Consider the following 21,123-nt stretch of genomic DNA (forward strand, 5'->3'; position numbering starts at 1 on the left):
GCTGCCAATCAATTGATCCTACAGGAGACCGCATGACGATTCTTTCATCCGAGGTCAGCACCACGTCCGACGTCTTTATCGCGAATCGGGCGCGGATGCAGGCGCTGGTCAGCGAAATCGAGACCAAGGCAGCAAAGGTCAATCTTGGCGGCACCGAAGAGGCGCGCAAGCGCCATACGTCGCGCGGCAAGCTTCTGCCGCGCGACCGCCTGGCCCAACTCCTGGATGCAGGCTCGCCCTTTCTCGAAATCGGTCAGTTTGCCGCTTGGGGCATGTATGACGACGACATTTCGTCTGCCGGGCTTATCGCAGGTATTGGGCGGGTATCGGGCAAGGAAGTCATGATCGTTGTCAACGATGCCACGGTCAAAGGCGGCACCTACTACCCGCTCACTGTGAAGAAGCATCTGCGCGCCCAGGAAATCGCGCTCCAGAACAACCTGCCTTGCATTTACCTCGTCGATTCCGGCGGCGCAAACCTGCCGAACCAGGATGAAGTGTTTCCAGACCGCGAGCATTTCGGCCGTATCTTTTACAATCAGGCCAATATGTCGGCGGCGGGCATTCCGCAAATTGCCGTCGTCATGGGATCGTGCACCGCGGGCGGCGCCTACGTTCCGGCGATGTCGGAAGAAACAATCATGGTGAAGGGGCAGGCAACGATTTTCCTCGGTGGTCCGCCGCTGGTCAAGGCGGCGACGGGCGAGGACGTGTCGGCTGAGGACCTTGGCGGCGCCGATCTTCACACACGCGAATCCGGTGTGGCCGATCACTACGCGATGGATGACGCACATGCGCTCGCCATTGCGCGCCGCATTGTCGCAAATCTCAATCGAAAGAAGACGATAGGGCTCGATCTTCGCAAAGTGAGTCCGCCGCTGTATGACCCGGCCGAACTCTACGGCATCGTTCCGACCGATTTGCGCCAGCCATACGATGTGCGCGAACTGATTGCCCGCATCGTTGACGGCTCGGAGTTCGACGAGTTCAAGCAGAACTACGGCACGACGCTGGTCACGGGCTTTGCCCATCTTTACGGCATGCCTGTCGGCATCATCGCCAATAATGGCGTGCTCTTTTCGGAAAGCGCACTCAAGGGTACGCATTTTATCGAGCTATGCACCCAGCGCGGCATTCCCATCGTCTTCCTGCAAAATATCACAGGCTTCATGGTCGGCCGCTCCTACGAGGCGCGCGGCATTGCCAAGGACGGAGCCAAGCTCGTCACGGCCGTTGCAACGGCGCGGGTACCCAAGGTCACGATGATTGTCGGCGGCTCGTTCGGCGCCGGCAATTACGGCATGTGCGGACGGGCCTTTTCGCCGCGCTTCCTGTGGATGTGGCCGAACGCCCGCATTTCAGTGATGGGGGGCGAACAGGCCGCTACGGTGCTTGCCCTGGTCAAGCGCGAAGGCATCGAACGCAAGGGCGGTGAATGGACCACGGCTGAAGAGGCTGCGTTCCGCGCGCCGATTCTCGAAAAATACGAGCGCGAGGGTCATCCGCTCTATTCGTCGGCACGGCTTTGGGATGACGGGATCATCGACCCCGCCAAGAGCCGCGATGTGTTGGCGCTGTCGCTCTCTGCCGCGCTGAACGCGCCGGTGGAAGAAACCCGCTTCGGCGTGTTCAGGATGTAGGGGAAAAAGACCATGACGAAAATGTTCTCCAAAATCCTGATCGCCAATCGCGGTGAGATCGCCTGCCGTGTCATTCGCACGGCGCAGAAGCTCGGCATAAGTACGGTAGCGGTCTATTCCGATGCGGACGCCCATGCGCTGCATGTCGGCATGGCCGATGAGGCCGTGAATATCGGTCCGGCGCCGGTCACCGACAGTTATCTTCGCGCCGACCACATCATCAAGGCGGCGCTCGATACGGGAGCCGAAGCAATCCACCCCGGCTACGGTTTCCTTTCGGAAAATCCCGGTTTCGTCGATGCCGTGGTCAAAGCCGGCCTTGTCTTCATCGGACCGTCGGCTGATTCGATCCGCGCGATGGGTCTGAAGGACGCGGCGAAGCGGCTGATGGAAAAGGCCGGCGTTCCCGTCGTTCCGGGCTATCATGGCGAGGCGCAGGAACTCGTCGTGCTCGCATCCAAAGCGCGTGAAATCGGTTATCCGGTGCTGATCAAGGCCCGCGCTGGCGGCGGCGGCAAGGGCATGCGCAAGGTCGACAGCCCCGACGACTTCGCCGAAGCCCTCGGTAGCGCTCGGCGCGAAGCCAAGAGTGCCTTCGGCGACGACCGGGTTCTCGTCGAAAAATACATCGCGAAGCCCCGGCATATCGAAGTGCAGGTCTTCGGCGACAATCATGGCAATGCCGTTCACCTTTACGAGCGCGATTGCTCGCTGCAACGCCGGCATCAGAAAGTGATCGAGGAGGCTCCTGCCCCCGGAATAACCGCGGAAATGCGCGAGGCGATGACCGGAGCCGCGGTCAAGGCGGCGCAGGCGATCAAATATTCCGGCGCAGGCACGATTGAGTTCATCGTCGACGCAACGGAAGGCCTGCGGCCCGACCGCTTCTGGTTCATGGAGATGAACACGCGCCTTCAAGTCGAACATCCCGTGACGGAAATGGTCACAGGTCTCGACCTTGTGGAATGGCAATTGCGTGTGGCAGCCGGCGAGAAGCTGCCATTGGCTCAAGCGAATATCCCTCTCAACGGCCATTCCATCGAGGTTCGCCTCTATGCGGAGGATCCGGCAAAGAGCTTCCTGCCTGCCACCGGGACGCTCTATCACCTCGCCTTCCCCAATGCCGTCAAGGACGGTGCGGTACGGGTCGAGACCGGAGTTCGCAGCGGCGACGAGATTTCGCCGTTCTACGATCCGATGATCGCCAAGCTTGTGGTTCACGGCGCGGATCGGGCTGCCGCGCTCCGCGCGATGCAAAACGCGCTGAGCGAGACGGAAGTCGCCGGGACGGTCACAAACACGGCCTTTCTCGCGGCGCTGGTGCGGCATCCTGGATTTGCCGCAGGCGATGTTGATACGGGGCTGATCGACCGCGATCTTGCCGGGCTTATCGCGCCGGTTGCGATTGAAGCAGGGGCGAAGGAACTCGCCATTCTCTTTGCAAGCGGCCTGCTTAAGCGCCCGGTTTCCACCGATCCCTGGACCGCCTTGCGCGGTTACAGCCATCATGCAACCCTCGCCTATCCTGTGATGCTTGAGGAAAACGGAGCGATCACTCGTTACGAGGTGTCGGTTCTCGGCGATGAGCGATACGGAATTTCCAGTCCCGCCGATACGCAGGAACTGCGCGTTCGCCATGGACCGGCCACGTGGCATGTCACCGGCAAGGGCATAAATCTTCACGCCAAGGCCATGACGATACCGCATGGGGTCGCGGTGCTTGCCAAGGGCGCGGCGGCGACGTTCAGCGTTGCCGACCCGTTCCTCCTTGCCGAAGCGGCGGGCGGTGGCGGCGATCGTCTTGCCGCGCCAATGCCGGGCCTCGTGAAATCTGTGCGCTTTGCGGTGGGCGATCAGGTCAAGAAGGGGCAGGTTTTGCTCGTCCTCGAAGCCATGAAGATGGAGCATTCGATTACCGCACCGCATGATGGCCGGATTGCCGAAATTGCCAGCGAAGGCACGCAGGTCAAAGAAAAGTCGTCGCTCGTGCGGTTTGAAGACGCGGGCAATGATTCTTCAAAGATTTGAGGCAGCAAGCACGCCTTCGGCATGCTAGGAAAGTGGCGCGGGGCCCGCAGCAGCGGGCACCGGGCTATGTTCCCGCCTTTAATTCAGGAGATTACCTATGGCCACAAAATCCCTCCAGACGATAAAGCGCGCGCCCCTCGCCACCCCTACCGACCTTGGGGAAAAGGCGACGCGCGATATTTCGGCCGCCGTCAATGCGCTGCTTGCCGATACATTCGCGCTTTACATGAAAACCAAGAATTTTCACTGGCACATGAGCGGCCCGCATTTTCGCGACTATCATCTGATGCTCGACGAGCAGGGCGAACAGATCTTCGCCATGACCGACGTTCTTGCTGAACGCGTCCGCAAGATCGGCGGCACCACGCTCAAGTCCATCGGGCAGATTTCGTCGAAACAGCGCCTTCTCGACAATGACGCGAATTTCGTGACGCCTGAAGACATGATCGCCGAGCTACGCGACGATACAAAGAGCTTCATCGGCTATCTGCGCCAGGTGCATGAGCTTTGCAGCGAATACAATGACAGCGCCACGACCAGCATCATAGAGAACTATATCGACGAGTCCGAGCGGCGCCATTGGTTCCTGTTTGAAGCATCGCGCGTCGGCCCGGCTGGCGTCTGATCGATCCGTTACGGATAACCCGGCCGTCCCGGCGGCCGGTTTGTTTGCGTAATTTCCTCGGCAGACCGATACTATCCAAACAAGACGTGCCTAATCGTTCGCCTTGGCCAGCCTTGCCACCTGCGCGCGGGCTTGCGTCTCGACAATCATGGTCTCGACCGATGAAATGTTGAGGGCCAGCGTTGCGATCTTCTGCAAAGTATTGTTGTCAGGAAATGTCTTGGTCTTGGCTGAGCTCGTTATCAGCTGCCTTTGGGCAGCCGTGAGCCTAGCGAGCAATTCTTCGAGTTCATCCATGAATGTCCGTCCGCCGTGGTTGCAATAAATACAATACTTATAGTTGTAGCGTAGCAGTATGGCCAACGTATACTGTAATCACAATCTTGTGTCCATCCACGGCTTGCAATCTAGCCATAGGGTGCAGACGAGAATTTTCTACACGCTAAGGTTGTGTCCATTCCGACAGATCAGTGTGCCGTCATCCATTCGCGGGCTTCGCGCAGGGCGGTTGCGAGATCAATCTTGGACATTGTCTTGCCAAGTTCGGCCCGCAGTTCCGCGGCGCGATCGCAGCCCTTGATGGCGGCGATGTTGAACCATTTGTGCGCGGCCACCAGGTCGATGGCGCAATCGCGACCGGTCGCATACATGATGCCCATTTCGAAGAGGATGTCGGTCTGGGCGGAGCCACCGGCGTCGCCGGTTTCGACAGTCTGAAGATCAAAGCGTGCCATTTCAGTCAAACCCCTTGTTGAACCAAATTCGCGTCGAACGAAAAGCCCTGTTAGACTTCTGAGAACCGCCATTTGTTTGTTTCGGCGTGCTCTTTCGATGCTTTCGAGAATGAACGATAGGCTTGAAATTGCTGTTAAAAGCCATGATTAACCACCCACAAACAAAACAAAAACAACTCGTAAACTTCGCAATTCATTAAATATAGCACGCCAGCAATTGCAGGCATTTGCCGCAAATTTGCCTAAAATCGGATCCGACCGCCTGAAGAGTTTGATAACCAAACGCGCGGTTTGCGAATCTGAACTTCGGCAATTCACCCGAACGCCACGCTGTTTAAAACAGGCGGATTTCTGACTGGGCCGCTTTCTTTCACTGGTATTTTGATTTACGTTTACGTTTGCGTAAGAAAGCGATGCTGGAGAGATCGCCGCGTATCGGGAGGAAATTCATGAAGCGCAATATAGTTTTGGCCTGCACCGGCCTTGTCCTTATGGCTGGCCCTGCCCTTGCAGAAGAAGCGATCGTCGGATCGTGGAAGCGGCCAAACGGCACCATCATTCAATATTTGTCCTGTGGGACAGATACTTATTGCGGCACGGTGATGACCGGCGAATACAAGGGAAAGTCGATCGGCTCGATGTCCGGCAAGAGCGGTTCCTACAAGGGCACGGTCAACAAGCTCGATGAGGGCAAGACCTATAATGGCAAGGCGACGGCGACCGGGGCGACCCTTTCGCTTTCAGGCTGTGTCATGGGCGGGCTCATCTGCAAGAGCGAGAGCCTGACGCGCCAGTAGAGGTCGGGTGGGACAGACTTTTGGGAGCCGGGCGCCGGCGGTTCTCGCATGCGTTTACATTATCCACCCTCTCCGAGCTCTTGACCCGAGGACCATTCTTCGCTTCGTGAGGCAAACAACGTCGACGATGGATCCTCGCGACAAGGGCCCGAGGATGACGGAAGTGAGGGGAGCCAGAGGGACGTCCTCCCTCCGTGGCCGAACAGCGCCCGCGGTGACGGCAGTGCAGACTGCCGAAGGATGGAGGAAGTGGAACAGGCCCAAGGTGACGGCAGTGGGTCAGTCCGCCGTCTGCACTCCCCCGTCCGATGTTTATCCATAGGACGGAGTCGAATGAGCGGACTTCGATGGCTGAGTGGCGGCAATCCTCGCATAAATTCCCATCATCCACCCTCTCCGCCGTCATCCTCGGGCGTTAGACCCGAGGACCCATTCTTTCTTCGTGGGCAGACAGCGTCCGCGATGGATCCTCGGGACAAGGGCCCGAGGATGACGGAAGTGAGGGGAGCCAGAGGGACGTTCTCCCTCCGTGGCCGAACAGCGTCCGCGGTGACGGCAGTGCAGACTGCCGAAGGATGGAGGAAGTGAGCACGGCCACCGGTGACGGTAGTGGGTCAGTCCGCCGTCTGCACTCCCCCGTCCGATGTTTATCCATAGGACGGAGTTGAACGAGCGGACTTCGATGGCTGAGTGGCGGAGCTTCTCGCATAAATTCCCATCATCCACCCTCTCCGCCGTCATCCTCGGGCGTTAGCCCCGAGGACCCACTCTTCCCTTCGCGGCGCAAACAGCGTCGACGATGGATCCTCGGGACAAGGGCCCGAGGAAGACAGAGAGGAGATCCCGTGGATGGCGGCAGTGAGGGGAGCCCAACGAGAACGGCCCGAGGCGACGCAGTGCAGATGACCCTTTTTGACGCAAGTGGGGACCGCCGGGGGATAACCGCCGTGGGAATCGTACGGCACACTTGGCGCTGATAACAACAGGGACCACTCTGCCCGCGTTCTGTTTGAGCGGCGACCGGATCGCCGCCCAGCAAATCTCAGATGTTCTCAGCGACCAGGCTTGCCACCTTCCGGTGAATTTCATTCCGGCTATCCGCGGTTCCCTTCGGATCGTAGAGATAGACGGCCAGCAGGATCGGCTTGCGGCTTGGCGGCCAGATCACGGCGATATCATTGGCCATGCCGCTGTCGCTGGTACCGGTTTTGTCGCCGACGCTCCAGCCCTTGGGCAAGCCGCCGCGCAGACGTTTGTCGCCGGTCTTGTTCGCAAGCAGCCACTCGATGAGTTGATCGCGTGAGGATTTCGCCAGCGCGTTGCCGAGAACCGTTTTCTGCAGATCTTTCAAAATGTGCGCCGGCGTAATGGTGTCACGCGGATCGCCGGGCGCCGCCTCGTTCAGTTCTGTCTCGCGCCGGTCCAGTCGAAACGTCGCATCGCCGAGGCTGCGCGCATATTGTGTCAGACCTTTCGGTCCGCCGAGATTGTCCAGCAGGAGATTGCCGGCGGTATTGTCGCTCAACGTGATCGCAGCTTCGCAGAGTGCAGCAAGGGTCATGCCCTCGTCGACATGCTTTCCCGTGGCGGGCGAGCCGGCAACAAGGTCGCCCTTGCCATATTTAATGACCCGGTCAAGTTTTTCTTCCTTGCGATCGACTTTCGCCAGTACCGCTGCCGCGGCCAGGAACTTGAACGTGCTGCACATCGCAAAGCGCTCATGCGCGCCGTATTCGATCTTGCTGTCGCTCGCCGTGTCGAGTGCTGCAACCCCAAGGCGTGCACCGGTCTTTTCCTCTAGCCCCTTGAACGCCGCATCGAGATCAACCCTTTCGGCCGGCGCGGCATAGGCCAAAGCCCTCGGCAACGCCAATGCCGGTATCACCAGCATCGATCCGAGCAATGCTCCGCGGCGGGTAATTGAACCACTCATTTCATATCTCCATGTCTTACAAACCGACTGCGCGATTCACGCGTGGCGAAAGCTGCGATCCGAACTGGCAAATTCCGTGGAGAAACTGTGACGAAAAAGAGCGTCTGAACTTGACCAACAGTAAACCCTTAGGTTATTTAACTTCTTGGTAAACTCAGGAGGGAACGATGCGAAAGACCTATCATGGGAGCTGTCATTGCGGAGCGGTTCGTTTCGAGGCCGACATCGACCTTACTCAGGGCACCAGCAAGTGCAATTGTTCGGTCTGCGCCAAAGGCCGTTTCTGGAAGGTGATCGTCGGCGGCGATGAACTTCGTGTCGTTACTGGGTCAGAAAAATTGACCGCGTATCGTTTTGGCGGCGGCGCAATTACCCATTTCTTTTGCGACACATGCGGCATGAAACCGTTCGGTCAGGGCGAGAAGGAAAGCATGGGAAAGTTCTATGGCGTCAATGTCGCCTGCCTCGATGATATGCCTGTCAAAGACCTGGTAGCGGCGCCTTTGGAGTATCAGGATGGGCTCCACGACCACTGGGAGCGGCGGCCGCAGGAAGTGCGCCATCTTTAGATGGGATTTTGAGTTCTAACAAAAATGAGCGAGCAAAAACAACACTCTACGGCGTGAAAAGCCCTTTATTTACAGCATATTAGACTAATGTCTAATTGTTTCGAACAATTCCCCCGGCTATAAAGAAATCGATTTTAGCGTGTAGTTGTTTTCGAAATGCACTGTTGTTGACCACCTTTATCCTGCGGTTGCTGGTGTCTTAAGTATCCAGTCGTTTATGTGCAAACCCTCCCTGCACATAAAGCCGAAATTTCGGGAGGATCAGGGATAGAATGGTGCGTAGGCCATTCCTTTCTTGAGGCATGTGCCCGAACTTTTGTCGGGCCAGGCAACCGCAGGACCAATGCGCTCGAGCAGCTCCTTCGCTGGTTACGGGCAAAAAGACAGGCAGCCATGGAAGTCCCCCCATGGCTGCCTTTTTCTTGTGGTGGATGAGTTTCCCGTGCCTGGTCGCAGCGATTTTGCAGCGCCGCGTGGGCGGACGACTTTACGCCTTGTTAGTGGCCGCAAGTTGCCGAGCGCTGGCCGATGCCTTGGCCGAGCCCTGTAGGCGGCAGCGAGTTGCTGAGCACTGCTGGTTGCGGACTTTGTCCAATGTTGGTTGCGACCGCGATCTGCCGAGCACTGGCCGAGGCATTGGCCGAGCCCTGTAGGCGGCAGCGAGTCGCCCGGCCCTGTTGGTTGGGAAACTTGGCCGAGCCCAGGCGGCGGAAGTGAATTCGCTACGCGAGTTGGTTGAGACGAGTTTGCCTAGCTTTGGTGACGGCACGGCATTCGCCAAACCCTGTCGTTTGCAGACTTCGCCGTGCCTTGGTAGCGGGAGTGAATTTGCTGCGCGAGTTGGTTGCGACGAGTTTACCGAGCCTTCGCAGCGGCAGCGAGCTTGCAGCGCCGTGTTGGCTCAGGACTTTGAGCCTTGATGGCGGAAGTGAATTGGCTATGCACGTTGATTGAGACGAGTTTGCCGAGCCTTGTCAACGGCAGCGAGCTTGCAGCGCCGTGTTGGCTAAGGACTTTAAGCCTTGGTGTCGGAAGTGAATTTGCTACACGAGTTGGTTGAGACGAGTTTGCAGACCCTATTAGCTGGGGTGCCCGCGGGGACAGCCTCTTGCTTTCGCTCTTGTTGACATAATCCTGTTTCGTGACAATCATAACCTTATGGGGATTGCGGTCTCCCCACGAGGCGTCATGCCCAAGTATCGCGTCCAACAACCCCACTTTAGCGGAGGGACGCGAAATGTCTTCGACGACACGAATTTCACCCGAAAAACTGGCACGGCTTATCGGAACGCCGGCATGCCCTGTCCTTATCGACGTCCGTACGGACGAGGACTTTGCCCTCGATGAGCGATTGATTCCCGGCTCACGCCGTCGGTCATATGCGGCAATCGAAACCTGGCGCGATGAACTCGTCGGCAAACGGGCAATCGTCATCTGCCAGCAAGGCAGGAAGCTCAGCGAGGGGACCGCGGCGCTGCTGCGCTATCACGGTGTGCCGGCCGAATCGCTCGACGGCGGTTACGAGGCGTGGGTGACGGCATCTCTGCCGCTGGTTCGCGTGTTACGGCTGCCGGCGGCAGACCCGAATGGACCGACAATCTGGGTTACGCGGGCGCGGCCGAAGATCGACAGGATTGCCTGTCCTTGGCTGATCCGTCGGTTTATCGACCCTGATGCCGCGTTCCTGTTCGTCGCGCCTGCGGAGGTCGGGGCGGTGGCCGAGCGTTTTGGAGCGACGCCCTTTGATATCGAAGACGTGTTCTGGAGCCATCGCGGCGAACTTTGCACGTTCGACGTGATGATCGAGGAATTCGGCTTGACGTCAGCACCGTTGACGCGCCTTGCAACGATTGTGCGCGGTGCGGATACCGCCCGGCCGGACCTTGCACCTGAGGCTCCGGGATTGCTTGCCGCATCGCTCGGCCTGTCCCGAATGTATTCTGACGATCTGGCACAGTTGGAAGCTGGCATGACGCTCTACGACGCATTCTATCGCTGGTGCCGTGATGCGACGGGCGAAACGCATAACTGGCCTAATCGCAAGCTTGGTGCATGAGTTGACCGTTTCAGCACCCGATGGCGTGAACGCCGTATCCCAAGGGCGAACGGGCCATGACATCTCGCTCGGTGAAGCCCTGCGTGTCTGGATGCGTGTCGCATCATTGAGCTTCGGCGGGCCCGCCGGGCAAATCGCGGTGATGCATCGTATTCTCGTCGATGAGAAGCGCTGGATCGGCGAGAACAGGTTTCTGCATGCCCTCAATTATTGCATGCTCCTGCCCGGACCCGAGGCGCAGCAGCTGGCGATCTATATTGGCTGGCTGCTGCACCGGACCAAAGGCGGCCTTGTTGCCGGCACGCTGTTTGTCCTTCCCGGCTTTCTGTCGATCCTCGGCCTCAGCGTCATCTACGTCCTGTTTGGCAATGTCGGGATGGTGGCGGGGCTGTTCTTCGGCCTCAAAGCAGCCGTGCTTGCCATCGTGCTGCAGGCGGTGGTGCGGATTGGCGGGCGCGCGCTCAAGAATTGGGTCATGGTGTCAATCGCCATTGCCGCTTTCGTGGCAATTTTCGTCCTGCACGCGCCTTTTCCACTCATCGTTCTCATCGCGGCATTGATCGGCTTCATCGGAGGAAAAACCGGATCGACGCTGTTTCAATTAGGCGGAGGTCATGGCGATGCAACCTCCGGTCTTGCGGACCGGGACTCGGCGCTCGGCGAAGACACGCCCGAACACGCCCGGCCGAATCTCGCCTGGTCGCTGAAGATAGGCGCCGTCCTTCTCGTCCTTTGGCTTGCGCCGGTCGGTGCCATAGTCCTCGCTCTCGGACCGGACAATGTGTTCAGCCAAATCGGCATTTTCTTCAGTAAAATGGCGATGGTAACGTTCGGCGGCGCCTACGCGGTTCTCTCATACGTCGCCCAGCAGGCGGTCCAGCATTATGGATGGCTGCAGCCCGGGGAAATGCTGGACGGGCTTGGCATGGCGGAGACGACGCCGGGACCGCTGATCATGGTGGTACAGTTCGTCGGTTTCCTCGGCGCCTATCGAGCGCCCGGTTCGTTGCCCCCGCTCACGGCAGCCGTGCTCGCCTCGATCCTGACGACATGGGTGACGTTCGTGCCGTGTTTTCTGTGGATTTTCCTTGGGGCTCCCTTCATAGAGCGGCTTCGCAACAACCGGGCGCTGACAGGAGCGATGACCGCGATTACCGCCGCCATCGTCGGCGTGATCACCAACCTTGCCGTGTGGTTCGCGCTGCACGTGATGTTCACCAGCATCGTTCGCTGGGAGGCATTGGGCATCACGATCGACGTGCCGGTGCTCTCTTCTGTCAACCTCGCTTCCGTCGCGCTGACCGCCAGCGCGATCGCCGCCATTTTCTGGCTGAGGTGGGGAATGTTGCCGACGCTTCTTGCCACGTCATTGGCGGGCATGGCGTGGTATCTCTTCCACGGGCTGAATTGAAGCCCTGCCCCGTCAGGGCTTCAATTGTGCAGGGTTCAGCGGGCCCGCTGGCCGAAGAGCACCTTCTTGGCTTCCTCGTCGTCGGCGAGATTGCGCCGCTCTTCTTTGCCGAGTTCGAGCCCCCGCTTCACGGCGGGCCGCGCACCGATCGCTTCGAACCAGCGCTTCAGATTTGGAAACTCGTTCAAATCCTGACCCTGATTGGCATGCGGCACGACCCAGCCAAAGGCGGCCATGTCGGCGATGGAATAATCGCCGGCAAGATAGTCGTGCTCGGCAAGCCGCCGGTTCATCACGCCATAAAGGCGGTTTACCTCGTTGGTATAGCGATTGAACGCATATTCGATCTTCTCGGGGGCATATTGACGGAAATGATGCGCTTGGCCGGCCATCGGGCCGAGACCGCCCACCTGCCAGAACAGCCATTCTTCAACCGCGACGCGGCTGCGTTCCTCCTGCGGATAGAATTTTCCGAATTTCCGGCCGAGGTATTGCAGGATCGCGCCGGATTCGAACACCGAGATTGGCTTTCCGCCCGGTCCCTCGGGGTCGATGATGGCCGGCATACGGTTGTTGGGGGCGATCTTCAGGAAAGAAGGCTCGAACTGTTCGCCCTTGCCGATGTTGACAAGTTTCAGATCGTAGGGAACGCCGAGCTCCTCGAGCATGATGGATATTTTCCAGCCGTTGGGCGTCGGCCAGTAATAGAGTTCGATCGGTCTGGTTTGGGAGGTCATCGCAGTCTCCATGCGTGGGGGAATGTTCAAGAGAAATAGAACTTCCATAGCCGCGCGCAAGATGGGCCATGCAATTCCGTTGAACGCCAGATGAACGGCGGTCTCAGCTTTGGTTCAGCACGCCTCGCCTAATTTGCGCTCGATACGATGGGTGCCGAAGCGGGCCGAGGAGATTCCGGGACATGATGCGGTCGACAGCAAACTTTTCGCTGATTTTCCTGAGGGCGCTTGTCTTTTCGGCGATCCTCGTCGGGCCGGTCATCGCCTTTGCGGCCAGCTATGAAAGCCGCTCGCCATCCAATGGCGGCATTGGGCTCGTACTCCTCGTTGCCTTGCAGCGCGTTTGAGACAGGTGCATTTCAACTGTCACCCGGAGCGACTATATTGCGGGGATGGATAAACGAATCGGAACAAGAAAGCCTGTCACGATCAGCATGCCGCCGCATGTTGAACCCGAAGAGTTCATGGACGAGCATGCGGCTGTCGACGCGCTGCGCCGGATCTACGAGCGCAATACGCAATTCCTGCGCGACGCCTTCGACAAGGTCGCGAAAGGCGAAGCCAAGGACACGCTGCATTTTCGCGCCTTTTACCCCGAGGTGCAGCTTTCCACGTCAAGCTATGCGCAGATCGACTCGCGCCTTGCCTTCGGCCATGTGTCTTCGCCCGGCCAGTACGCGGCGACCATTACCCGCCCCGACCTATTTGCAAGTTACCTCGAGGAACAGATAAAGCTCTTGATCCGCAACCACGGCGGACCGGTGACTGTGCAGGAATCGACGACGCCTATCCCGATCCACTTCGCCTTCCTTGAAGGAACGCATGTTGAATCCTCGATCGCCGATGCGTTCACACGGCCACTGCGCGATCTTTTCGATGTGCCGGACCTCAATGCAACCGACGACCGCATCGTCAATGGCGAATACGAGGCGGACGACCTCGATGGCATCATGCCGCTATCGCCTTTCACGGCACAGCGCGTCGATTATTCCCTGCACCGGCTGTCGCACTATACGGCCACGCATCCGGTGCATTTTCAGAACTATGTGCTGTTTACCAACTATCAGTTCTATATCGATGAGTTCTGCGTGTGGGCGCGCAAGCTCATGGCAGCCGGTGGTGGCGGCTATGAGCGTTTCATCGAGCCAGGCAACCTGATCACCGAGGCAGGCAGCAGCGCGCCGACATCGGGCGTTCCGGCAGGTCGCATGCCGCAAATGCCGGCCTACCACCTCGAACGCCGCAATGGTTCGGGAATCACCATGGTCAATATCGGCGTCGGCCCCTCCAATGCCAAGACGATCACGGATCACATCGCGGTCTTGCGTCCGCATGCATGGCTGATGCTCGGGCATTGCGCGGGCCTGCGCAATACGCAGGCGCTCGGAGACTATGTGCTGGCGCATGCCTATGTGCGCGAGGACCATGTGCTTGACGATGACCTGCCCGTATGGGTGCCGATCCCTGCTCTTGCCGAAGTTCAGGTGGCGCTGGAACAGGCTGTCGCCGAAATTACCGGGCTCGAGGGCTATGATCTGAAGCGCATCATGCGCACAGGCACGGTGGCGACGATCGACAACCGCAATTGGGAATTGCGCGACCAGCGCGGTCCGGTGAAACGCCTGTCACAGTCGCGGGCCATTGCGCTCGATATGGAATCGGCGACGATCGCTGCGAACGGCTTCCGCTTCCGCGTCCCTTACGGCACGCTGCTCTGTGTTTCCGACAAGCCGCTGCATGGCGAACTCAAGCTGCCGGGCATGGCGACGGAGTTCTACAAGCGCCAGGTGGCCCAGCATTTGCAGATCGGCATTCGCGCGCTGGAGAAGCTGGCTGAAATGCCACCCGAGAAACTGCACTCGCGCAAGCTGCGCAGTTTCTACGAGATGGCATTTCAGTAGCACATCAAGCGATCTGGCTCAGCTGCGCATGCCTACCAGGCAGAACATCGCGCCCTGCGGATCAAGGCATTGGAGGATAAAGGCGCCGCCCGGTACCTCCTGCGGCCCGAACAGGACCTTGCCGCCCTTGCTCGTCACCCGTTCCTGCGCCGCATCGATGTTGTCGACGCAGAAATAGAAATTCCACATTGGCGGGACCGACTTGTCCATCCGGTTCATCATCCCGCCGACAGCTTCGGCACCGGCGGCGAAGAGCTGGTAAGTGCCCATATCGCCCATATCAATTGCCTGGTCCTTGGTCCAGCCGAAGAGTCTCGAATAGAAGTCGAACGCGCCTTGCCAGTTCTCGGTGTTAAGCTCATGCCAGCCGATCGTGCCTTGCACCGGCGGTTTCGGCATATCGCCCTGGTCCGTCATGCTTGGCGCAAACAGCTGAAACGTTGCGCCCTGCGGGTCGGCGACAACTGCAAAGCGGCCAACATTGGGAATATCCGCCGGCTCGCGATAAACCTTGCCGCCGAGTTGCTCGACTTCCTTCGACTTCGCATCGACGTCCTGCGCCCAGATATAGCCAGTCCACGCTGGCTTCATGTCCGGGCCGCAGTCGTCCGGTATCGTCATCAGGCCCGCCACTGGCGCGGCGCCAACGTTAAGCAACGTATAGCGCATGTCGGGATGTCCGGAATCCTTTGGGTCCCAGCCGACGACATCACCATAGAAAGCCTCTGCCGCCTCGGCGTCGGTGGTCATCAATTCATACCAAATGAAATTGCCGGGTGTGGTCATGTTAGTACCTCCTCCATGATTGGCCGGACTATATCGGGATCTCGTGATTAAATATTGACATTTAGGTTGATATCAACATATATAGGCCATGTCAAAGCCGATTTCCGTCCCTTTCGAAACCACCCTTTATGTCCGTGATACCTGCATGTGTCTTGCCGTGCAGCGGACGGCGCGCGCCCTTGCCCGTCGCTTCGACGAGGCGATGCGCCCCTACGATGTCACCAACGGGCAGTTTTCCCTGCTCATGTCGCTGAACCGTCCGCAGCCGCCGAACCTGCGTTCGGTGGCATCGCTCCTTGCCATGGACCGCACCACACTGACCGCAGCGCTGAAACCTTTGGAGCGTCGCGGCCTCGTGAAAGTGGAGATCGACCCTGCGGACAAGCGCAGCCGATTATTGGCGCTCACGCCGGCCGGGAGCAAGCTCCTGTCCGACGTCTTGCCGGTATGGACCAGCACGCATAAGGACATTCAGGCGCTTCTCGGCAATGACGAACACGATCGCCTTCTCAGCAATCTGGCAAAGTTGCTTTGATCTTCAAGCATGCGCGAGAATGTTGACGATCCTGCCCGACGGATCGCGTACGTAGAAGCGGCGCACGCCCCATGGCTCGTCTGTGATGCCATAGGTGATCTCGTAGCCCGCCGCCACCGCCCGCGCATAGAGAGCATCGACATCATCGACCTCGATGGAAAGGTCGGGCACGGGCGTTCCTGAACCGCCTTCGCTGGCAATACTGAGCTCAGGCCTGGTCGTAGCGTCGGACGCGAAGGTCAGTATCCAGCCATGGTCCATGACCACATTCAGGCCGAGCAAATCTTCATAAAACGCCCGAACGGCGGCAGGATCGGAAACAGCGAGATTGGCGACGATGCGCTTGACGGTCATTAAGTGCTCCGGTTCGACGGTACAGATTGGCTCATGGATATCTAGCTTCGCGAATGATGCAGTGAAAGACCCAATGCGATTCCCGTGCGCCGAAAGTCCAACGCGCTGCATCTTGGAAACCGAGCAGAGGATGCTATACTATTTTTGGAGTGGGAACGGACTTTCGCCCGTCCCCTTTCTCTGGTTATGTAAAATGAACCCGGACACAGACTTGCCAGCCTGTCCGGGTTCTTTTCACTTCCAGAGTGATGCTAAGTGGTCTGAACCACATAACTTCACCTCCAAGTTTGACAGCAAGGCTGTTGCCTCAGTCGGGGAGCCAATCTTCCCGATGCACCGGCTGGCGTGGTGCCTGCTGCTTTGCCTGCAAACAGTGCAAAACATCGCGGGAAAGGGGCCGCGCGGCAACGAATTCAGGGTTGCAAATGCTGCGCGAAAAAGTTGACACCGATTGCAGGCACGGACGTAACACCCTCTTGGAGTCATCATCTTGATTGCGTCGCAATTGCCGGTTTAATGCGTCCAATGACGACCCCATCATCGCATTCGCGGCTCAGGCTCGCTGCAGTCCTCATACCGAGCCTGATCTCGGTGCCGCTGGTTCTTGGCTTTTTCGGATCGGCGCATCCGCTCTTCGATGCCTTTGCGCATTTTCGCATGCATCTCGCCGTACTGATGGCCATCTCGGCAATCCCTGCGCTCATCCTTGGCCTATGGCGCGAGGGGCTGATGTCGATCGTCTTCGCGCTGACGGCGCTAGGGACGGTATTGATACCCACACCTGCTCCTTCGGCCGAAGGCGGAAAAGAGCCCGCATCGAATGGCGGCCTGCCCGAATTCAAGCTGATGCAGCTCAACCTTCGCTACGACAATCGCGATCAGTCGGAAGTCATTCGAACGATCGCGCGCGAAACGCCCGACGTCATCACCTTGCAAGAAGTATCCGACGACTGGCGATCCAGACTCAAAGCTGTTGAAGGACGATATCCTCACAAGATCGTCTGCCCAAGCACGAAGCGCGTCGGCGGCGTTGCCATCCTTTCGCGGCGGCCTTTCGCGCTCGGTACGACACCGCAATGCGTCGGGAACAGTTTGATGGCGCTGGCGCGCATCGATTTCGGCGGGCGCAGCGCACTCATAGCCTCCGTGCACCTTGGCTGGCCCTGGCCTTTCGAGCAGGCGGAAAATGTCGAGGAGATGCAGCCCTATCTCGTGCGCCTTGGCGGTCCGATGATCCTTGCCGGCGATTTCAACGCTGCACCGTGGAGCCAGACCATCAGGAACCTCCTCGACGCCAGCAACACGCATCCAGTCGACGGCTTGCGTCCAAGTTGGCTGATCAATGGCACTTTTGCCCATGCCGCGCGCTGGATCGGCCTACCGATCGACCATGTGCTCGTATCAGAGCGCATCGCGGCAAAATCGGTGGATTCGCTTCAGCCGGTCGGCTCCGACCATCTGCCGCTGCTGCTGCGATTTTCAATAGAGGGCGTGGATGACAATGGACCGGACGAGCAGACCGTCATGCTCCGCAATCAGGAGCCCGGCACGATGGCCGGGCTTTGAGAACTACATGTTCGTATAGACGGGCCCCTCGCCGCCCTGCGGCGGCACCCAGTTGATATTCTGATTGGGGTCTTTGATATCGCAGGTTTTGCAGTGAACGCAGTTCTGGGCGTTTATGACGAATTTCGGACCCGACGCCTCCTCGACCCACTCATATACACCCGCCGGGCAATATCGGGTCGATGGCCCGGCAAAGACATCATGTTCCGAAGACTTCTGCAGCGCGGGGTCCTTGACGATGAGGTGAACCGGCTCGTTCTCCTCGTGGTTGGTGTTCGACAGGAACACTGACGAAAGGCGGTCAAATGTGAGAATGCCATCCGGCTTCGGGTAGGCGACCGGGGTGTATTTGCTCGCGGGCTCGAGCGAGGCAGCGTCGGTCTTGCCGTGCTTCCAGGTTCCGAACGGCGACCAGCCGCCAAAGATCGTGTTGAGCCACATGTCGAGACCGCCGAGCATGACGCCGCCAATGGTGCCGAGCTTGGACCACATCGGCTTGACGTTGCGCACGCGCTTCAGGTCCTTGCCGATTTCACTGGAGCGCCAGGCATTCTCGTAAGCGATAAGTTCATCATTGGCGCGGCCTGCCGCAAGCGCCTCGGCGACATGCTCGGCTGCCAGCATGCCGGACAGCATGGCGTTATGGGAGCCCTTGATACGCGGCACATTGACGAAGCCGGCCGAGCAACCAATCAGCGCGCCGCCCGGGAACGACAGTTTCGGCACCGATTGCCAGCCGCCCTCGGTGATGGCGCGCGCGCCATAGGAAAGGCGTTTGCCGCCTTCAAACGTACCGCGAATGGCCGGATGCGTCTTGAAGCGCTGGAACTCCTCGAAGGGCGACAGATAGGGGTTCTTGTAGTTCAGGTGCATGACGAAGCCGACGGCGACGGTATTATCCTCAAGGTGATAGAGGAATGAACCGCCCCCCGTCTTCATGTCGAGCGGCCAGCCGAAGGAGTGCTGCACGAGCCCGAGTTTGTGCTTGGAGGGATCGACTTGCCAGAGTTCCTTCAGGCCGATGCCGTACTTCGCCGGCTCCTTGCCCTCGCTGAGCTTGAAATTGTTGATCAACACTTTGGCGAGCGACCCGCGGGCCCCTTCGGCGATGAGGACATACTTGCCAAGAAGAGCCATGCCGCGCGTATAGGCGGGCCCATGCGTGCCATCTTTTTCAATGCCCATGTCGCCGGTGGCTACGCCGATGACTGCGCCGTTATCATCGTAAAGAACATCGGTGCCGGCGAAGCCGGGGTAAATCTCAACGCCGAGTTCTTCCGCCTTGGTACCGAGCCAGCGGCAGACATTGCCGAGCGAAACGATGAAATTGCCATGATTGTTCATCAGTGGCGGCATGGCGAAATTAGGCAGGCGGATAGAGCCCGAGTGTCCCAGCACCAGGAAATGATCGGCCGTTACCGGCGTCTTGAAGGGGTGGCCCTCCTCGTCGCGCCAGCCGGGCAGCAGTTTGTCTATGCCGATGGGATCGACGACGGCGCCGGAAAGGATATGGGCTCCGATCTCGCCACCCTTTTCGAGAACGACGACGGAAAGTTCAGGATTGATCTGCTTGAGCCTGATGGCAGCCGAGAGGCCCGACGGTCCGCCCCCGACGATCACGACATCAAACTCCATGCTCTCGCGCTCTGGAAGTTCTGGTGTCTCGCTCATGCTTTCCTCCTGAATACCTGGTATGTGCCCCGTAACACGATTCCTGCCCGTGTTTTTCCGATTTGTAACGCAACAATAGCCGCAAGACAGTGCCTAGAAAGCATTCCAGATGCGGCCAATTGCCCTCATGTTACGACGAGCGCGGCGATTCATATTTTACCTTGACGTAAACGTCAATCAACTGCCGCCTTGTGACAGTTGCGCGATGCGGCAATTCGTTCATACTTAGCCACGAACATAGCGAAGCTGGTGCCCATCGTTTGATGATTGGAGACCGGATGACACGACCCCGGGCAATCTCGATGCTCAAAGGCGTCCTCGCCGCCGCTTTGCTGTTCGCCGCCGCCGTTTCCACTGCAATCGCAGCCGAAGAACCCGAACTTTGGGTGGCGGGGCCCTATTCATTTTCCGACGAACTCGGCGGCTTTACGATCCGGTCGATCAGCGGAACGGGTACGCTGAAAGACCCCATCATCCTCACCGAGGAGTTTCCTTCCGCAACGCCGACAACCCTTGTCATCCGCACCGACAGGGTCGCTCTTGCAAATCCCAGCGAGGATGCCGGCATTCTCTTCTACTTGCAGGTTCGGGCGATCAACGGCAGCGGCCATCCGTGGATCGAGTTCGAATTCGAACTGCAGGAGCAATTGAATGTGCCGAGCGACTATGGCGACGGCCTGTCGTTCTATCAACCGGGAGACAAGACCGACCTGGTCAAGTCGAGGGGCTTTGCCCATTACAGCGACGATTTCGAGCCTTACGACCGCCTTGTGTTCAGTGGCGGCAAACTCGATCCCGGCCAGAATGCTACGTTCCAGTTTCCAATCGCTGATTTTACGCCGAAGCGTGTGTTCTATCTGGTGCAGGACCCGCGCATTCCATCCTCTTGAACTTGCAATCGCCCGCACAATTTGCGACTTCAGAGGAAAAGGATTTCCCATTGCCCCACCTGCGCGAGCTCTTGCACTTTTATGCCGAGGCCGGTGTCGACACGCCGCTCGAGGATGTGCCCGTCGACAGGTTCTCGCAGATCGAGGCGAAGCGTGCATCGTCGGTCGCACCCATGTCCCCTCCTGCGAAGTCCGCATCCGCGCCGGCTCCTGAACGCCCTCAAGCCAACTTAGCCGCGCCGGCGCTCGCCAAGGCGTCCGTGCCTGACGATGCGAAGATCGCAATGGCGCGCCAGCTTGCATTAGGGGCAGGTTCGCTCGAAGAACTGCGCGAACAGCTCGCCGCCTTCGACGGGTGCAATCTGAAGTTCACGGCCAAGAACCTCGTCTTTGCCGATGGCAATCCAGCCGCACCCGTCATGTTCGTAGGCGAGGCTCCCGGGCGCGAAGAGGATCTGGAGGGCGTGCCCTTCATCGGCCGCTCCGGGCAATTGCTTGACCGCATGTTTGCCGCCATCGGCCTTGATCGCAGCAGTGTCTATATCGCCAATACAATCCCTTGGCGGCCACCGGGCAACCGGACGCCGACGCCGCTCGAAACCGAAATCTGCCGTCCGTTCTTTGAGCGCCAGGTGGAACTCGCCAACCCAAAGATTTTGGTGGCACTCGGCGGCCCGGCTGCCAAGGCATTGACCAATGCCAGCGAGGGCATTTTGCGGCTGCGGGGCAACTGGAAGACTCATCTTACGCCGTCCGGCATCGAGATACCGGTGATGCCAACGCTTCACCCGGCCTATCTCCTGCGCAACCCGGCGCAGAAGCGCTTTGCCTGGCGCGATTTCCTCAATGTCAAAATGCGGTTGCGCAGCCTGGCCGAATAATCCAATGGC

The 21,123-nt window shown here is 58.9% G+C and carries 20 protein-coding genes; 13 read left to right on the forward strand and 7 right to left on the reverse strand.

The window, feature by feature from the left end; genetic code table 11:
- Positions 1–32: 32 nt before the first annotated feature.
- The 3 genes from HQ945_RS02655 (at position 33) to HQ945_RS02665 (ending at position 4,293) form a co-directional block, all read left to right on the forward strand.
- Positions 33–1,640: a carboxyl transferase domain-containing protein gene (locus HQ945_RS02655; RefSeq protein WP_113281999.1), complete on the forward strand. Its 1,608-nt coding sequence runs from the start codon at positions 33–35 to the stop codon at positions 1,638–1,640.
- 21 nt (positions 1,641–1,661) lie between these two features.
- Positions 1,662–3,668 (forward strand): acetyl-CoA carboxylase biotin carboxylase subunit, encoded by a 2,007-nt coding sequence (locus tag HQ945_RS02660; protein WP_113282078.1) that lies wholly within the window; start codon positions 1,662–1,664, stop codon positions 3,666–3,668.
- A 97-nt stretch (positions 3,669–3,765) separates the two neighbouring features.
- Positions 3,766–4,293, forward strand: coding sequence for a Dps family protein (locus HQ945_RS02665; protein WP_027229911.1), 528 nt, complete (start codon positions 3,766–3,768; stop codon positions 4,291–4,293).
- Between the two features lie 90 nt (positions 4,294–4,383).
- Here HQ945_RS02665 and HQ945_RS02670 read toward each other — a convergent pair whose 3' ends face one another.
- The gene (locus tag HQ945_RS02670) at positions 4,384–4,590 is read right to left on the reverse strand and encodes a hypothetical protein (protein WP_091919206.1); all 207 of its coding nucleotides are present in this window, start codon (positions 4,588–4,590) and stop codon (positions 4,384–4,386) included.
- A gap of 170 nt (positions 4,591–4,760) precedes the next feature.
- Positions 4,761–5,027, reverse strand: a complete 267-nt coding sequence (locus tag HQ945_RS02675) for an SEL1-like repeat protein (protein WP_027229913.1) — start codon at positions 5,025–5,027, stop codon at positions 4,761–4,763.
- A gap of 449 nt (positions 5,028–5,476) precedes the next feature.
- Between HQ945_RS02675 and HQ945_RS02680 the strand changes: the two genes are divergently transcribed.
- Positions 5,477–5,824, forward strand: a complete 348-nt coding sequence (locus HQ945_RS02680; RefSeq protein ID WP_174207627.1) for a DUF2147 domain-containing protein — start codon at positions 5,477–5,479, stop codon at positions 5,822–5,824.
- A 1,042-nt stretch (positions 5,825–6,866) separates the two neighbouring features.
- Here HQ945_RS02680 and bla read toward each other — a convergent pair.
- Positions 6,867–7,757 (reverse strand): class A beta-lactamase, encoded by an 891-nt coding sequence (gene bla / locus HQ945_RS02685; protein ID WP_246272473.1) that lies wholly within the window; start codon positions 7,755–7,757, stop codon positions 6,867–6,869.
- A gap of 167 nt (positions 7,758–7,924) precedes the next feature.
- Between bla and HQ945_RS02690 the strand changes: the two genes are divergently transcribed.
- From HQ945_RS02690 to chrA, 3 genes are all read left to right on the forward strand, one after another.
- The gene (locus tag HQ945_RS02690) at positions 7,925–8,326 is read left to right on the forward strand and encodes a GFA family protein (protein WP_113282000.1); all 402 of its coding nucleotides are present in this window, start codon (positions 7,925–7,927) and stop codon (positions 8,324–8,326) included.
- Between the two features lie 1,237 nt (positions 8,327–9,563).
- Positions 9,564–10,382, forward strand: a complete 819-nt coding sequence (locus HQ945_RS02695; RefSeq protein WP_113282001.1) for a chromate resistance protein ChrB domain-containing protein — start codon at positions 9,564–9,566, stop codon at positions 10,380–10,382.
- Entirely contained in the window at positions 10,333–11,793 is a 1,461-nt protein-coding gene (gene chrA / locus HQ945_RS02700) for a chromate efflux transporter (protein WP_113282002.1), read from the forward strand. The genes HQ945_RS02695 and chrA overlap by 50 nt, the downstream gene beginning before the upstream one ends.
- A 35-nt stretch (positions 11,794–11,828) precedes the next feature.
- On the opposite strand, the gene HQ945_RS02705 is transcribed toward chrA, so the two are convergent.
- Positions 11,829–12,530: a glutathione S-transferase N-terminal domain-containing protein gene (locus tag HQ945_RS02705; RefSeq protein WP_091921357.1), complete on the reverse strand. Its 702-nt coding sequence runs from the start codon at positions 12,528–12,530 to the stop codon at positions 11,829–11,831.
- A gap of 182 nt (positions 12,531–12,712) precedes the next feature.
- Here HQ945_RS02705 and HQ945_RS02710 point away from each other — a divergent pair, with 182 nt between their 5' ends.
- Positions 12,713–12,877, forward strand: a complete 165-nt coding sequence (locus tag HQ945_RS02710) for a hypothetical protein (protein ID WP_162737277.1) — start codon at positions 12,713–12,715, stop codon at positions 12,875–12,877.
- Between the two features lie 45 nt (positions 12,878–12,922).
- Entirely contained in the window at positions 12,923–14,431 is a 1,509-nt protein-coding gene (locus tag HQ945_RS02715) for an AMP nucleosidase (protein WP_091919223.1), read from the forward strand.
- Positions 14,432–14,449: 18 nt separating this feature from the next.
- On the opposite strand, the gene HQ945_RS02720 is transcribed toward HQ945_RS02715, so the two are convergent.
- Positions 14,450–15,217 carry a VOC family protein gene (locus HQ945_RS02720; protein WP_113282003.1) on the reverse strand — a complete coding sequence of 256 codons (768 nt, stop codon included), beginning with the start codon at positions 15,215–15,217 and terminating at the stop codon, positions 14,450–14,452.
- Positions 15,218–15,305: 88 nt separating this feature from the next.
- Here HQ945_RS02720 and HQ945_RS02725 point away from each other — a divergent pair, with 88 nt between their 5' ends.
- Entirely contained in the window at positions 15,306–15,752 is a 447-nt protein-coding gene (locus tag HQ945_RS02725; protein ID WP_027229922.1) for a MarR family winged helix-turn-helix transcriptional regulator, read from the forward strand.
- A gap of 3 nt (positions 15,753–15,755) precedes the next feature.
- Here HQ945_RS02725 and HQ945_RS02730 read toward each other — a convergent pair whose 3' ends face one another.
- Positions 15,756–16,106, reverse strand: coding sequence for a VOC family protein (locus HQ945_RS02730; RefSeq protein ID WP_091919228.1), 351 nt, complete (start codon positions 16,104–16,106; stop codon positions 15,756–15,758).
- A gap of 525 nt (positions 16,107–16,631) precedes the next feature.
- Here HQ945_RS02730 and HQ945_RS02735 point away from each other — a divergent pair.
- The gene (locus HQ945_RS02735; RefSeq protein ID WP_027229924.1) at positions 16,632–17,672 is read left to right on the forward strand and encodes an endonuclease/exonuclease/phosphatase family protein; all 1,041 of its coding nucleotides are present in this window, start codon (positions 16,632–16,634) and stop codon (positions 17,670–17,672) included.
- A 3-nt stretch (positions 17,673–17,675) separates the two neighbouring features.
- Here HQ945_RS02735 and HQ945_RS02740 read toward each other — a convergent pair whose 3' ends face one another.
- Positions 17,676–19,343, reverse strand: a complete 1,668-nt coding sequence (locus HQ945_RS02740) for an electron transfer flavoprotein-ubiquinone oxidoreductase (RefSeq protein ID WP_113282004.1) — start codon at positions 19,341–19,343, stop codon at positions 17,676–17,678.
- A gap of 278 nt (positions 19,344–19,621) precedes the next feature.
- Between HQ945_RS02740 and HQ945_RS02745 the strand changes: the two genes are divergently transcribed.
- Positions 19,622–20,233, forward strand: a complete 612-nt coding sequence (locus HQ945_RS02745; protein ID WP_244532706.1) for a hypothetical protein — start codon at positions 19,622–19,624, stop codon at positions 20,231–20,233.
- Positions 20,234–20,283: 50 nt separating this feature from the next.
- The gene (locus HQ945_RS02750; RefSeq protein ID WP_174207628.1) at positions 20,284–21,114 is read left to right on the forward strand and encodes a uracil-DNA glycosylase; all 831 of its coding nucleotides are present in this window, start codon (positions 20,284–20,286) and stop codon (positions 21,112–21,114) included.
- Positions 21,115–21,123: the final 9 nt, after the last annotated feature.

Source organism: Phyllobacterium pellucidum, assembly GCF_013327855.1.
Lineage (GTDB): Bacteria > Pseudomonadota > Alphaproteobacteria > Rhizobiales > Rhizobiaceae > Phyllobacterium > Phyllobacterium pellucidum.